This window comes from Clostridium fessum (genome assembly GCF_003024715.1).
Taxonomy (GTDB): Bacteria; Bacillota; Clostridia; order Lachnospirales; family Lachnospiraceae; genus Otoolea; species Otoolea fessa.
This window is the reverse complement of record NZ_PYLO01000002.1, coordinates 265,637-280,792: the sequence shown is the minus strand read 5'-3', so window position 1 is coordinate 280,792 and position 15,156 is coordinate 265,637. Positions and strand designations below refer to the sequence as shown.

Sequence of the window (15,156 nt, the reverse complement as noted above, 5' to 3'; positions counted from 1 at the left end):
AGAAAGATTACAGGAAAAATAAAAATCAGGAGAAAAACATGAGATTTGTACTACAGAGAGTCAAACACGCGAGTGTAAAGGTAGACGGCGAGCTGATCGGCTCGATCGGCCGTGGATATATGGTGCTGATGGGCGTCAGCGACACCGACACGGAGGAAATCACCGACAAAATGGTGGATAAAATGTGCAAGCTGCGTATTTTTGAGGATGAGAACGGCAAGACAAACTGTTCGCTGGCGGATGTGGATGGCGAGATCCTGCTGATCAGCCAGTTTACTTTGTACGCGGACTGCAGCCACGGAAACCGCCCGGGCTTTACGGGTGCGGGAAATCCAGAACTGGCGAACCATCTCTACGAACACGCGCTGGCGCGCTGCGCCGGACAGGTGCGGAAGGTCGAGCACGGTATTTTCGGGGCAGATATGAAGGTCGAGCTTTTAAACGATGGACCATTTACGATTCTGCTGGATAGTGATACGATAGTGAAAAAGAAATGATTTGCAAAAGGAGGAAGGATATGTCAGTAGCGAAAGAACAGAGAGAAAAACTGATCTGGGAATTTCCTAATATTGGAAAGAAAGCCCCGGAGCAGGAGGAAAAGGCATTTGCATATTGCGAGGGATATAAGGAGTTTTTAAATGCGGCAAAGACCGAGCGCGAATTTGTGCGCGAGGCGGTGCTCCGCCTGAAAGAGGCTGGTTATGAGGAGTTCGAAGAAGGAAAAATCTATCAGCCGGGCGACAAGGTATACCAGATCAACCGCAAGAAAGCGCTTCTGATGAGTACGTTCGGAAAACGTCCGCTGGAGGACGGCGTCCGCATTAACGTGGCTCACATCGATTCCCCGCGCCTGGATCTGAAACCGAACCCGCTGTATGAGAAGGCAGAGGCGGCATATTTCAAGACCCATTATTACGGCGGCATCCGCAAATACCAGTGGGCGACGATCCCGCTGGCGATGCACGGCGTTGTGATTTTAAAGGACGGTACCTCGGTGGATATTTGCATCGGCGAAAAAGAGGGCGATCCAGTCTTCTGCGTGACCGATCTGCTTCCGCATCTTGCCGCACAGCAGAATGAGCGGAAACTGAAAGACGGCATCAAGGGCGAAGAATTAAATATCATTGTTGGATCCCTGCCGTACCCGTGCGAGGAAGAAGACTCGATCAAGGAGCCGGTCAAGCTGCTGGCGCTGTCGATCTTAAATGAGCGTTTCGGCATGACGGAGAAGGATTTCCTGCGTGCAGAGATCGAGTTTGTGCCGGCAGTAAAAGCAACGGATGTCGGTCTGGACCGCAGCCTGGTCGGCGCTTACGGACAGGATGACAAGGTGTGCGCGTACACGGCACTGACCGCAGAGATGAAAGCCAAGTCCCCGGAATATACGACGGTTACGATTCTGGCAGATAAAGAGGAGATCGGTTCCGTTGGAAATACTGGCTTAAATTCCGATTTTACCCTGCATTATATCGAGGGACTGTGCAAGGCAGGAAATGTGGATGTCCGCAAAGTGCTGAGGCATTCTCTGTGCCTGTCGGCGGATGTCAATGCGGCGTATGACCCGACGTTTGCGAGTGTATTTGAAGAAAAAAACTCCTGCTATCTGAATAAGGGTGTCGTTTTGACGAAATATACGGGTGCGCGTGGCAAATCCGGCAGCAACGACGCGAGCGCGGAGACGATGGCGAAAGTGATCCAGATCATGGATGAGGCAGGCGTATACTGGCAGATCGGCGAGCTGGGCGCAGTAGACGTCGGCGGCGGCGGCACGGTTGCCCTGTTTGTGGCTGGCATGGATGTAGACGTTGTGGATATGGGTGTTCCGATTTTATCCATGCATGCCCCATTTGAGCTGGCATCGAAACTGGATATCTATAACACATATCTGGCATTTGCAGCATTTTGCAGCTAAAAAATAGCCAGAAAATTCCGTCAGGAAAGACAAAACGTTTTTTTCTGGCGGAATTTTTTATCAAATAATTCATATCCGGTTTCCTTAAATTGGGAAAAGTGATGAACTATGAAAAAAGAGTTGCTGAAAATATAAAATATTGAAAAATCGCTTTTGCGACAGGCTGGTTTGTGGTATGATGATTGGTAAGACATACGTGCAGATATATCATATGTGCGTTTGAAAGCCAGGTGCCGGATGGCGCAGGCAGGAAATTGAGAGATAGAGGACGACTAAATGAAGAGATGGAAAATAGCAGGCATCTGTCTGGCGGTTGCGGTAGCAGCAGCGGCATCTGGATGCGGAAAAAAGACAGGGACTGAGACGACCGCAGCAGAGAGCACGGCAGCAGAGACAGAGGAGTATGTCGCAGAGAGCAGCGTGAAGCTGGGCGAGTACAAAGGCATCGCTGTGACCGTGACCGAGGCATCCGTGACGGACGAGGAAGTAGAAAACCAGATTCAGCAGGTGTTGAATTCAAAGGCCGAGTACCGCGAGGTAGACCGGGCAGCTCAGATGGGCGATCAGGTCAACATTGACTATAAGGGGCTTTTAGACGGCGAGGCATTTAAGGGTGGTACCGCTGAAGGATATGATTTGACGCTTGGATCCGGCAGCTTTATCGATGGATTCGAGGATGGGCTGGTCGGCGCTGTGAAGGGCGATCAGAAAGACTTAAACCTGACCTTCCCGGATTCGTATCCGAACAACCCGGATCTGGCAGGTAAGGAGGTTGTATTTGAGGTAACGGTCAATGCGGTCAAGGAGCGCTCCGTTCCGGAACTGACGGATGAGTTTGTTGCTTCCGTATCACCGGATGATGGAACCGTGGAGAAATACCGTGAATCCACCCGTGAGAACCTCTTAGAGCAGAAACAGCTCTCGATTGACAATCAGAGAGATACGGATATTCTGAATGCGGTTGTGGACAATTCAGAGGTTGTATGCTCGACTGCATCGATCGACGAGGCATATGATACACAGTTAAAGGCATACACCAACATGTTATCCTCCTACGGCGTCGATCTGGCGACCTATGCGGGCATGATTGGAAGCGATGAGGACAGCTTCAAGCAGGAGATCCGCCAGGAAGCCAAGGAAATGGCGAAACAGTCCCTCGTTTTAAATGAGATTGCGAAGCAGGAAAATATCACGATCGACGATTCGGACAAGGAAGCACTGGCGAAACGCTACGGCTACGAGAGCCTGAAGACGATGCTTCAGAATGACAACATCGATCAGAAGATGGTGGACGATACGGCACTGATGCAGAAGACACTTGATTTTCTGGTAGAAAATGCCAAGATCACCGTCAGCACTGAGGAGAACAATGCGGCGCTGAATACAGAAGCAGCCGAGGACGAGGCGGAGTAGAAAGCGTCTCATAAAAATACAGATAAGGGGATAGACATATGCAGATTTTATACGACAGAATCCGTAAAGATGGAATCGTAAGAGCAGGAAATGTATTGAAAGTGGATCGTTTCCTGAATCACCAGATGGATATTCATCTGTTCCAGGAGATCGGCAAGGAGTTTAAACGCCGTTTTGAGGGTGAGGAGATCAACAAGATCCTGACGATCGAGGCGTCGGGTATTGGTATTGCCTGTATCGTAGCCGAATATTTTGATGTTCCGGTTGTATTTGCCAAGAAAACAAAGACGAAAAATATTGCCGGAGAAGTGTATACAACGAAGGTTGAATCGTTTACCCATGGCACTGTATATGATATTATTGTGTCCAAGGAGTTCCTTGGAAAAGGCGATAAGGTTCTGGTTATCGATGATTTTCTGGCAAAGGGCAAGGCATTAGACGGTCTGACCACTTTGATTCAGGATTCGGGAGCAGAATTAGTTGGTGCGGGCATTGTCATTGAAAAAGGTTTTCAGGACGGCGGCAAACGCATCCGTGATAAGGGCATCCGCGTTGAGTCACTGGCGATCGTAGACAGCATGAATGCAGAGACCGGGGAGATCGTATTCAGAAATGAAGATAAATAAAAAAGCATTGTTTTTTGATATTGATGGAACATTGTTTAGTGAAAAATTAAGGCAGGTACCGCAAAGCGCGGTGCTTGCCTTAAAAAAAACAATGGAAAAGGGAAATTTGACATTTATTAATACGGGGCGGACCTGGTGCCAGACGTCCAAAATCCGGGAGGAAGCGCCGGTAAACGGGCTGCTCTGTGGCTGTGGTACCTATATTTCCGTGGATGGAAAGACACTCTATGACCAGAGAATTTCGCCGGAACGGGCGGAGAAACTGAAAGAGGATATTCTGCGGTTCCGGATGGATACAGTGATGGAGGGCGTGGACGCCTGCTTTTTCCGGCCAGATGGGGTGCAGACCGAAACGATGCGGGCGATCCGCTCGATTCTCGACCAGAGCGGCTCGGTTTCGGCGAAGAACTGGTCGGATCCGTCCTTTTCGATCAGTAAATTTTGCGTGGCAGTCGGAGCAGACAGTGATCCGGCGGGATTTTTTGAGACACTTCGGGATTTTGAGGTGATTGACCGGGGCGGCGGCTTCTATGAGTGTGTGCCGATGGGGCATTCTAAGGCGAGTGCGATCGAGTGGATTTTGAAGCAATATGGGATCGCGCTGGAGGACGCGTGGGTCTTTGGAGACAGCATGAACGATCTGTCGATGTTCCAGTATGTGCCGAATGCGGTTGTCATGGGAAAACACGATGCCGGGCTGGAGTCGTATGCGACGTTTACGGCGAAGACCGTGGAGGAAGATGGGATTTACCGGGCGATGGAAGAGCTGGGGCTTTTGTAAGGAAGCAATGGTTTGGTGTTTGATATATATGTATAAAGAGTGAAATTTGTGTGGATGTGTGGAGTTCAGAGAAACATCCTGTGGAGAGAAGTTTAAGGAAAGATTGACCTGGTGGATGTCTGAGACTTGAAATGCTCAAGATTGTGGATAGTTGAGACAGAACTAGAATGAAAGGGCGTTGGATAAAGATATATGAATTATGAGAAATCGGAAAAATATGAAGTTCTCAAGCGGTATTTCGGATATGACAGCTTCCGCGAAGGACAGGAAATACTGATTGACGGGATTCTTGATGGGCGTGATGTGCTGGGAATCATGCCGACGGGCAGCGGAAAATCACTGTGTTATCAGGTTCCGGCATTGATTCTTCCGGGAATCACGCTGGTGGTGTCACCGCTGATTTCTCTGATGAAGGATCAAGTCACGGCACTCAATCAGGCGGGCGTCCACGCGGCGTATCTGAACAGTTCGCTGACGACGGCACAGTATTATAAGGCGCTTGGGTATGCGCGCGAGGGGCGTTATCCAATCATTTACGTGGCGCCGGAGCGTCTGATGACGGAGACATTTCTTGATTTTGCGATGCACGTGGATATTGCGATGCTGGCGATCGATGAGGCGCACTGCATTTCCCAGTGGGGACAGGATTTCAGACCGAGTTATTTGAAGATTGTTGATTTTATCGAGAAGCTGCCGAGGCGTCCGGTGGTCAGTGCTTTTACGGCGACCGCGACCAAGGAGGTCCGGGACGATATCATCGACATTTTGCAGTTACAGAATCCGGTGATGCTGACGACGGGATTTGACCGGAAAAACTTGTATTTTGCAGTGGAGACGCCGAAGGACCGCTATGCGGCAATCCGGGCATATCTGGAGGCGCACCCGGGGCAGGGAGGGATTATTTACTGTCTGACCCGCAGAAATGTTGAGGAGATCTGTGAGAAGCTGATCCGGGATGGATTTTCAGTGACGCGTTACCATGCGGGACTTTCCGATGCAGAGCGGCAGAAGAATCAGGATGATTTTATCTATGACCGGGTTCCGGTGATGGTGGCGACCAATGCGTTCGGCATGGGAATCGACCGGTCGGATGTACGGTTTGTCCTGCACTGCGGGATGCCGAAGAACCTGGAAGCCTACTATCAGGAGGCAGGACGTGCCGGGCGTGACGGCGAACCGGCGGAGTGCATCCTGTATTATAGCGGGCGGGATGTGGTGACGAACCAGCTTTTTATTGAGCGGAACCAGGACAATCAGGAGCTTGACGACTATACGCGGCAGGTGGTGCTGGAACGTGACCGGGAACGCCTGAAAAAGATGACATTTTATTGTTTTACGAATGAGTGCCTGCGTGATTATATCCTGCGGTATTTCGGCGAATATGGAAGTAATTACTGCGGAAACTGTTCGAATTGTATGACGCAATTTGACACGATCGACATTCAGGCGGCGGCAGAGAGTCTCTTAGGCTGTGTGCAGTCGTGCGGACAGCGCTATGGAACAACGGTGATTCTCGACACGGTGCACGGGGCGAATACGGTTAAGATCCGCAATTACCGGATGGATGAGAATCCGCATTATGGGGAGCTGGCGAAGGAGAGCGTCGTGCATCTGCGCCAGATGTTTAACTTCCTCCAGGTGGAGGAGTATCTGTTTGTCACGACGGATGAGTATTCGATTGTCAAATTGACGGAAAAAGGTGCTGCTTTCCTGGAAGCACCGGAACCAATCGAGATGAAGATGGCGAAGGAGCGGGAGAAACAGACAGCTGGAAGCAGCAAAAAGAGCCGCCGGGGCGCGAAACTTCCAGCCGGGGCAGACGAATTTACGGAGAAGGAAGAGACGCTCTTCGAGGCACTCCGCGCGCTGCGCCGCGAGATCGCATCCGAGGAAAAAGTGCCGCCGTATATCGTATTTTCTGATAAGACGCTGACGCATATGTGTATTTTAAAACCGGTCACGAAAGCGGAGATGCTGGAGGTGTCCGGCGTGGGTGCGTATAAGTTTGAAAAATATGGAGAACGGTTTCTGGAATGTGTGCGGAAGTTCTTAGGACAATAAGCGGGAATCCTCGGCAATTCAATTACCGAGATGAAAGCGCAGTAGTGTGCATATCTGCACAATGCAAATAGTATAATAATTCTCATCCTTTGATAGTAATGCCGTAACCGGCATACAATAAAAACGAAAATACGTTCGAATAATGGTTGCGCATTACATTTCGATATGATATACTATATGTATGAAAGAAAATCTTATACATTATAGGACTTGTGTGTGTAATATTAACTACCATATGGTTTGGTCGGTGAAATACAGACGGAAGATATTAACCCCAGAAGTTGAGAAATACCTACAGGAACTCGTGCAGCAGATAGCTGACGATAAAGGTTTTACCGTTCATTTATTTGAATGTAGTGAAGGTGATCATGTTCACTGTTTTGTATCAGCTCCACCAAAGCTGTCAATAACAGCCATTATCAAGTATCTGAAGGGGATCACAGGCAGGAAATTATTCGAACGTTTTCCGGAAATAAGAAACCAGTTGTGGAAGGGAGAACTGTGGAACCATTCCTATTATGTGGAAACGATCGGATCCGTATCTGAGGAAAATATTCGCCGTTATATTGAACATCAGAGCAAGTCGTATTAATTCAATGTGAATTGTAAATATTCATATGCATGGCTGTCTGAAGGGGGGAGGAGAATGCTGTTGTCTCACAGAACATCGGTTAATATCCGGCCGGAATATTCTAATATTATAGGGCATATGTGTTACGCTGCTTCCAAGCTCTGGAATGTCTGCAACTATGAACGTCGTCGATATAAAGAATTGGGGCTGGAGAAGTATCCTGACTGGTATTATCAGAAGAAAGCGCATAAAGGAGATCTGTGGTATAGACAGCTTCCATCCCAGACAGCGCAGGAGACCTGCAAGCAGCTGGATAAAGCCTGGAAATCATTTTATGCCCTTAAAAAGACCGGTGGGATCAAAGATCCAAATCCGCCGCGATTTAAACAGGACAATATACCAATCACTTACATGCAGATGGGAATCCGGCACGAGAAAGGTTCCGACCAATTACGGCTGTCTCTGTCAAAGGATCTGAAAAGCTATATGGAAGAAACTTACGGGATTCATGAAAAATTTCTATATCTTGAAAATAAGATTTTCAGGAACATGGATCACATAAAACAGCTGCGGATCTATCCACCGGAAGATGGAAAATGTGACCTTATCGTTATTTATGAGATCAAAGAGCCAGAACCGCTTTCCCTGAATGGTCATTATTTATCAATTGATCTTGGAATTCATAATCTGATGACCTGTTATGATTCCGGAAATGGAAGGAGTTTTATTCTAGGAAGAAAATATCTTTCGCTGGAAAGATACTTTCACAAAGAAATCAGCAGGGTTCAATCAATATGGTATGCACAGCAGGTGGAAAACGGCATAAAATATCCCCGATCATCGAAACACATCAAAAGGATTTATCGGAAAAAACAGAACGCAGTAAAGGATTACCTTCATAAGGTGACCAGATGGCTTGCAGAATACTGTAAAAAAGAAAGGATAAGCTGTGTAATCATAGGAGATATCCGAAATATCCGTAAAGGAAAAGATATAGGGCACAAGACAAACCAGAAGTTTCACGGACTGCCGTATAATAAACTTTATATCATGTTGGAATATAAACTAAAACTGTATGGAATATCACTGACAAAACAGGAAGAAAGCTATACCAGCCAGTGCAGCCCGTTTTCACCAGAACTATCAAAAAGATATGCAGAAGCATCAAACAGAAAAGAGCGTGGCATGTATATAACGGATGGAGTAAGATATAATGCGGATGCAGTAGGAGCATTTAATATCCTGCGTAAATATCTTTCCGGATCCGGAAAACAGAAAGAACTGTCCGTAACCGGACTAAAGAATCCAGAAATAATAAAAGTAGCTGTATAGCCGAAAGGTAAGCAGTAGTGGTGTCATGGACGCACCCTGAAAAAAGGCGGTATCCCGCCAGATTTCAGATGCTCTGGTAACTTAGTTACCGAGTAGTTCACAGTCTTAGTATCGGGTGTGTGTTCTGTTTGTGAGAAAAAAATGCCTGGAGAAAAGACAGAAAAATAAAAAAATATACATATGATGACAGATTTTATCTTGTTAAACGCCACATTTTCTAGTATAATAAGGGTATCAATCCATGGATGGAAGTGACTGTGAACATGGAACTTTTAGAAGCAGTTTCAAACATTTATGAACACCTATTTAGATGGAGAAGGGGGCGTTTTTATGGAGAAAAGTTATACAAAGATCTACACAACTGGAGCGACAGTACCGTTAAAGATTCGGCCAGGACATTTCGCAACAAACCATGCACATATCAATTATTACATTGATGTGACGACCCTGAAAGCGAGAACGAAAGAGGCGGAGGAAGTTGCACAGGCGCTGGTTGGCATGTATCTGTATGACACCGTGATCGACACGATTGTCTGCATGGAGGGCACGGAAGTTATCGGTGCTTTTCTGGCGGAGGAGCTGGCAAAGGGCGGTTTTCTCTCGACGAACGCGCACAAATCTATCTATGTAATCAGCCCGGAGTTTAACAACAACAGCCAGATCATTTTCCGTGACAACCTGATTCCGATGATCCGCGATAAACATGTGATGATCCTGATGGCATCCGTGACGACGGGACGTACCTTAAATAAGGCAGTTGAGAGCATCCAGTATTACGGTGGTATCTTACAGGGCGCATCGGCGATTTTCAGTGCGATGGATTCGCTGGATGGTGTGCCGATCAAGTCAGTCTTTGGCAAGAAGGATTTACCGGATTATACGTATTCAGATTACCGTGACTGCCCGCTCTGCAAGGCAGGAAAGAAGATTGATGCGCTGGTAAATACGTTTGGATATTCGCCGATGGGGTGATGCGGCGATCGGAAGCTGCTTCGTTTGATGAATACAGGATTTGTAAAAGCCGGATCGTTGAAATGAAACGCGATCCGAATGCGGGTGCTGCATGGCGGCATAGAAAGCATTATTGAGAAAGAGATAGATTTTACAAGGTTTGAGAACAGATAGTGGATACCGCAAAACCACAGAATCCGTGCACTGACCTGTCAGAAATAAGAAGATGGGGAGCAGAGGGATGGGAAAAAGGTTTTGCGGTATCTCTTTTTGTGTCAAAGGTGCCAAGGCACATTAATGAAAAAAATAACAGAAACAAGAATAAAGAAGGGAAAGAAAGAGGGATAAAAATGGATACACAGCAGATGTTTCAGGAACTGGATCGCCTTTATGCGCAGGGAAAACTGGACGAAGCGGAAGAGAAAATGATGGGCTGGATGAAGGAAGGGCTGGATTCAGGGAACAAAAGCCTTTGCCTGATGATGTGCAATGAGATGGAAGGACTCTACCGGAATACCGGACGGGTTGCACAGGCAGTCGATATGGCGGATATGGCGCTGTCCCTGATTGCGGGGATGGGACTGGATGGTTCGATCCACCATGGAACGACACTTTTAAATGCGGCAACCGCGCGCCGGATGGCAGGAGATGTGGAGAAAGCGCTTTCCCAGTACCGGGAGGCGGAAGCGATTTTTAAGAATCTTGGAAAAACGGATGGCTATGAGATGGCGAGTCTCTACAACAATATCAGCCAGATTTATCAGGAACAGGAGGAACATGAAAAGGCGCTGGAATCGCTGGATAAGGCGCTGGAACTGATTAAAAAGATGGAGAACAGCGAGGCGGAGGTGGCAACGACCCATGTCAACCGGGCGCTATCCTTGATGGCGCTGGGACGGCTGGATGAGGCGGACGAAGAGTTAAAGGAAAGCCTGACCTTTTATGCGTCCCCGGAGGGCGTGCAGTCGGGACACTTTGGTTCGGCGCTGGCAGCAGCCGGGGAGCTGGCATGGAGGCGCGGTAATTATGATCAGGCGATCGGGCTGCTGGAAAAAGCGCTGATGGTAACGCAGTCCCGGTTTGGCGAGAGCGATGCGTGCGCGGTGATCCGCCAGAATCTGGAGATGATCAAAAAAGAAAAGGAAGAAAAAGGCATTACCGGTGACGAGGGCAGAACGGAAAGCACAGGCGGAAAACAGAGCCACTGTGCGAGCTGCCAGTTCAAGGATGCGAAATTCTGAGATGGAAATTTTCTGGTTACTGTTCATGGGTAGGCACTTTTGGAACCGAAAGTGCCGTAAGAAAACGTGGTGGCAGCAGGAATTTGCCGTATTTAAATGCGAAGCCACGGCAAATTCCGTTACTGGGCACGTATGCGTGAACAGTAACATTTTCTGAAATAGATTCAGAAAGCGGAGAAAGGACAAGAAAAAGCCATAAAATCAGGTAGGGGGATCAGATGCAGGGACTGGAACTGGCAAAACGATATTATGAAGAAGTTGGGCGTCCGATGCTGGAGCGGGAATTTCCAGAGCTTCTGCCGCGGCTGGCGGCGGGGCTGGTGGGCGAAGGTTCGGAATGCCTGGGATTTGACGATGCGATATCGCAGGATCACGATTTCGGGGCAGGTTTTGACCTCTGGCTTTCGGCGGAAGATTATAACCAGTACGGGAAGGCGCTTCAGGATGCTTACGACCGTTTGCCGGGGGAGTTTGCGGGCATTCCGGCACGGCTTACAAGTGCGCGGGGCGGCGGACGTGTCGGTGTGTTTGAGATAGAGGCATTTTACAGCCGTTTTATCGGGATGGAACAGCCGCCAAGGAGCTTGATGCGCTGGCTGCATCTGCCGGAGGATAAGCTGGCGGCAGTTACAGGCGGGGCAGTTTTTGAGGACGGACTGGGAGAATTTTCCGCGGTCCGCGAGGAGCTTCGGAAGTATTATCCAGAGGATGTCCGGATCAAGAAGATCGCGGCGCGGGCAGCGAAAATGGCGCAGTCGGGACAGTATAATTATGGCCGCTGTATGCGGCGGGGGGATACGGTTGCGGCGATGCTGGCGCTCGATGAATTTGTGCGGCAGGCGATTTCGATGGTCTATTTACTAAACCGGACGTATATGCCTTACTATAAGTGGATGTTCCGGGGAATGGAAAACTTTCAGATTCTGCCGGAGGTGGCGGAAAAAATCCGGGAGCTTTCGGTGATGGGAGATACGAGCGAGATGTGGAAGCCGCCGTTTCCCCCGGGATGGAATCCTTATGTAAACCAGTTAGATCCGCGTGTGGGCCGGATCGAGGAAATCTGTCAGGCGGTGGTTGGGGAACTGCGAAAACAGGGACTGACTGACAGCCGGGATGCATTTCTGGAAGCGCATACGTGGGAGATCATGAAACGGATTCAGGATCCGGAGCTGAAAAAATGTCATGTGATGGAAGGATAAGCCGCGGATAGACACATCAAAATGGGAACGCGCATGGACTGTAACTGAAAGAAAAGATGCAGGAAATTGATTTGGAAGGGATCTGGCAAGCGAAAGGGAGGACAGCGTATGACGAAACAGGAGAAAATAGAGAAACTGATTCAGATGGAGTGGGAAGATTTTCAGAAAGTCAATAACGAGGGCGGACGTGCTTCTTGTCAGGACGATCCGGAGACATTTTTTATCATGCGACGAAGCCATTTTGCACCGTGGACAGAGGAACTCATCGACTGCGTGCAGGCGGATATGGACCGCGCCCATGAGCAGGGGCGCAATCTGGTGATGGAGAAATATGCGTGGATGATGGCGAGCACCGTACCGGAGCAGTTTAAGAAACTGCATCATTTTCTGATTGATCCGACGCTGGCGGGCGAACAGTGGAGTGATGCGATCGTGAAACAGCAGCTTGCCTGGATGGAAGAGTACCAGGCGAAATATCCGGTGCTGGCGTCTGGAAACAGGCTTCTCTACAGTTCTGAAGATACGCCGTATGATACTTCCTTCCAGACGTACCTGCTTGGAGAACTGCGGACTTACTCGGACAGCACTCTGCATACGTACTGGCAGTTTATCAATGAACTGAAAAAGGAAGGAAAGAGTCTGGCACTTCTGACGATGGAGGAGGAAGTGAAGGCATATGGATATGAGGGGCTGGATGCGGCGGAGAAGGCGCTCTCTAAATAAAAATTAGAAGGATGTATATTCGAAAATTTATGGCAATGATTTCGAAAAAGTGAATGTATAATAGCTAATATACAAGGTAAGTTGAAAAAAATCGGAGAGAATGAATGATCAAAGTTCCTCTCCGATTTTCTTATATCAGCACATTCTTTGTTTCCAATTTTTACGAAAACCGCCGAACCACCCGCATCACCTGTTCCACCGTATCGCTCAGATTCTTCCGGGCGGATGCCGGTTCCATTGCTTCTTCCAGCGAGCAGATGGAGCGGAGAATTGGGAAAAAGGCGTCGATTCCGGCATCGTTACACTGGATGGCATCTGGGGTGACGCAGCCGGAGAAGGCGAAGACGGGCTTGCCCTATTTTTTAGCCAGTCTGGCGACGGCGATGGGGGCTTTTCCCATAGCAGTCTGTCCGTCGAGACGACCCTCACCGGTGATGACGATATCGCTGTCCTGGATGAACGATTCCAGAGAAGTTTCTTCCAGCACGATCGAGGCGCCCGGTTCCAGGACAGCGTTCATATAGCTTAAAAAGGCAAATCCGAGACCTCCGGCGGCACCCGTGCCGGGAACCGTTGGATCGGCGTGTGGAAATTGCCGGGCAGTAAGGACGGCGTATGCCTGCATCCAGCGATCCATATTTACGATATCTTCCCTGGAAGCGCCCTTTTGCGGACCATAGACGGCACTGCAGCCATTTGGACCGCAGAGCGGATTGGTGACATCGCAGGCGATCCGGAAGCTGCACGCGGACAGTTCGGGAAGAACGGAGCCGATACGGATGGAAGAAAGCTCTGACAGTCCGGCGGCACCCGGGGAGACGGGCGTTCCGTCTTCTTTGAGAAATTGATATCCCAGCGCGGAGAGCATGCCGAGTCCGCCATCGTTGGTGGCGCTGCCGCCGATGCCAATCAGGAAACGCCGGCAGCCTTGGCGGATGGCGTCAAGGATCAGTTCTCCGACACCGTAGGTGGTAGTGCGGAGTGGATTGCGTTCCGCAGCAGCCAGGAGCGGAAGTCCGGAGGCAGCAGCCATCTCGATCACCGCAAGCGGTTCGCCCTGTCCCGGTGAGGTGAGAATCCCGTAGTCGGCTTGAAGGGGGCGTCCGAGCGGATCGGAGACGGAGATGGTGCGGATCCTGCCGCCCAGTCCTTCCGTCAGGGCATCCACGGTTCCCTCGCCGCCATCTGCCAGAGGGCTCACGAAGACCTCTGCCTCGGGATAGACGCGGAGAATGCCGCCTTTGGCGGCGTTTCCGGCTTCCATCGAGGCCAGACTTCCTTTCAGGGAATCGATTGCAACCGTAATTTTCATATGAGGTTCCTCCTTTTTGGTGTTTTGGATCCGATTCATTGTTACTTTCAGATGGAAATTGAAACTTTTCTTGACAGCTATGCTTCTTTTTATTATAATACTATTGGACACTGGATACAATATTGGATGCTCCATTTTAAGAAACAAATTTGGCATTTATCTCATGTTTGAGATAGCCAGACGAGCGACAGGAGGTACCGATATGAGTAACTTAACAATCAGACCAATCAACACTGGTTTCGTGACGATGATTCCGAAACAGTATCTTTACCACCATTCTACGGTGGCATATTATCCCGATGCTTCCGATCGGGAGGAAGAATACCCAGTTTTTACGTATCTGGTAGAGGGCGGAGACAAACTGCTGCTTGTGGATACAGGCATGGCATACACAGAGCGCGCCGATAAATACCACCATCATGGATCATATCAGCCGGAGGGCATGGCGATCGCGGATCAGCTTGCAAAGATCGGATATAAACCGGAGGATATTGATATTGTAGTGTTTACCCATCTGCACTGGGATCATTGCTTCTATATGGATAAATTCACGAATGCGAAATTTTATGTAAACAAGAAGGAATACGAATTTGCGATGGATCCAATCCCGCTCTATTACAAATCATACGAGGCGCCGCAGCTTGGCATTACCCGCCCATTTGAGGGAATCAAGATGGAACTGCTAGAAGGCGAGGCAGAGGTCATGCCGGGAGTGCGCGTATTTGAGACGCCGGGACATTCCATCGGGCATCAGTCGGTTGAGATCGACACGGCAGCGGGCAGATATATTTGCTGCGGTGATGCAATTTTCATTATGGATAATACGAAACCGATCGAAGAGATTCATTATGATATTACGCCTCCGAACCGGTTTTCAGATATTGTCTCCGCCTGGAAGAGCATCGAGCTTATCAAAGCCCGGGCAGAGAGTCTGGATAAGATTCTGACCTGTCATGACCGCGAGATGTTAGATCGGGTTTCGAAAACACCGATCCTTGGTCTTTAAGACGAAAGGCAGGTGAAAGAAGAAGTTC

13 protein-coding genes and 1 pseudogene are annotated in these 15,156 nt (G+C 49.0%); 13 read left to right on the top strand and 1 reads right to left on the bottom strand.

The window, feature by feature from the left end; genetic code table 11:
- The first annotated feature begins 38 nt into the window (after positions 1-38).
- The 12 genes from dtd (at position 39) to C7U56_RS06285 (ending at position 12,810) form a co-directional block, all read left to right on the top strand.
- Positions 39-497, top strand: a complete 459-nt coding sequence (gene dtd, locus C7U56_RS06340; RefSeq protein WP_022359969.1) for a D-aminoacyl-tRNA deacylase — start codon at positions 39-41, stop codon at positions 495-497.
- A 20-nt stretch (positions 498-517) separates the two neighbouring features.
- On the top strand, positions 518-1,912 hold the full coding sequence (locus C7U56_RS06335; RefSeq protein WP_107000636.1) for an aminopeptidase: 1,395 nt from the start codon (positions 518-520) through the stop codon (positions 1,910-1,912).
- A 276-nt stretch (positions 1,913-2,188) separates the two neighbouring features.
- Positions 2,189-3,325, top strand: a complete 1,137-nt coding sequence (tig, locus tag C7U56_RS06330) for a trigger factor (protein ID WP_107000635.1) — start codon at positions 2,189-2,191, stop codon at positions 3,323-3,325.
- 38 nt (positions 3,326-3,363) lie between these two features.
- Entirely contained in the window at positions 3,364-3,951 is a 588-nt protein-coding gene (locus tag C7U56_RS06325; RefSeq protein WP_022359972.1) for a xanthine phosphoribosyltransferase, read from the top strand.
- Positions 3,938-4,732, top strand: coding sequence for an HAD-IIB family hydrolase (locus C7U56_RS06320; protein ID WP_233430207.1), 795 nt, complete (start codon positions 3,938-3,940; stop codon positions 4,730-4,732). Before C7U56_RS06325 ends, C7U56_RS06320 begins: the two co-directional genes overlap by 14 nt.
- Before the next feature lie 192 nt (positions 4,733-4,924).
- On the top strand, positions 4,925-6,793 hold the full coding sequence (gene recQ / locus C7U56_RS06315; protein WP_107000634.1) for a DNA helicase RecQ: 1,869 nt from the start codon (positions 4,925-4,927) through the stop codon (positions 6,791-6,793).
- Positions 6,794-6,974: 181 nt separating this feature from the next.
- The gene (tnpA, locus tag C7U56_RS06310; protein WP_370823980.1) at positions 6,975-7,385 is read left to right on the top strand and encodes an IS200/IS605 family transposase; all 411 of its coding nucleotides are present in this window, start codon (positions 6,975-6,977) and stop codon (positions 7,383-7,385) included.
- 54 nt (positions 7,386-7,439) lie between these two features.
- Entirely contained in the window at positions 7,440-8,696 is a 1,257-nt protein-coding gene (locus tag C7U56_RS06305; RefSeq protein ID WP_243022520.1) for an RNA-guided endonuclease InsQ/TnpB family protein, read from the top strand.
- A 330-nt stretch (positions 8,697-9,026) separates the two neighbouring features.
- Complete coding sequence (locus tag C7U56_RS06300; RefSeq protein WP_022359975.1) at positions 9,027-9,668, top strand: type I phosphoribosyltransferase; 642 nt, start codon at positions 9,027-9,029, stop codon at positions 9,666-9,668.
- Between the two features lie 329 nt (positions 9,669-9,997).
- Positions 9,998-10,888, top strand: a complete 891-nt coding sequence (locus C7U56_RS06295) for a tetratricopeptide repeat protein (RefSeq protein ID WP_107000632.1) — start codon at positions 9,998-10,000, stop codon at positions 10,886-10,888.
- A 218-nt stretch (positions 10,889-11,106) separates the two neighbouring features.
- A complete protein-coding gene (locus tag C7U56_RS06290; RefSeq protein WP_107000631.1) occupies positions 11,107-12,087 on the top strand; it encodes a DUF4037 domain-containing protein in 981 nt (326 codons plus the stop codon).
- Between the two features lie 108 nt (positions 12,088-12,195).
- The gene (locus tag C7U56_RS06285) at positions 12,196-12,810 is read left to right on the top strand and encodes a DUF4125 family protein (protein WP_107000630.1); all 615 of its coding nucleotides are present in this window, start codon (positions 12,196-12,198) and stop codon (positions 12,808-12,810) included.
- Positions 12,811-12,970: 160 nt separating this feature from the next.
- Here C7U56_RS06285 and C7U56_RS06280 read toward each other — a convergent pair.
- A pseudogene (locus C7U56_RS06280) lies at positions 12,971-14,122 on the bottom strand (glycerate kinase family protein).
- A gap of 202 nt (positions 14,123-14,324) precedes the next feature.
- Between C7U56_RS06280 and C7U56_RS06275 the strand changes: the two are divergent.
- Positions 14,325-15,128 carry an N-acyl homoserine lactonase family protein gene (locus C7U56_RS06275; protein ID WP_107000629.1) on the top strand — a complete coding sequence of 268 codons (804 nt, stop codon included), beginning with the start codon at positions 14,325-14,327 and terminating at the stop codon, positions 15,126-15,128.
- The last annotated feature ends 28 nt before the right edge of the window (positions 15,129-15,156 follow it).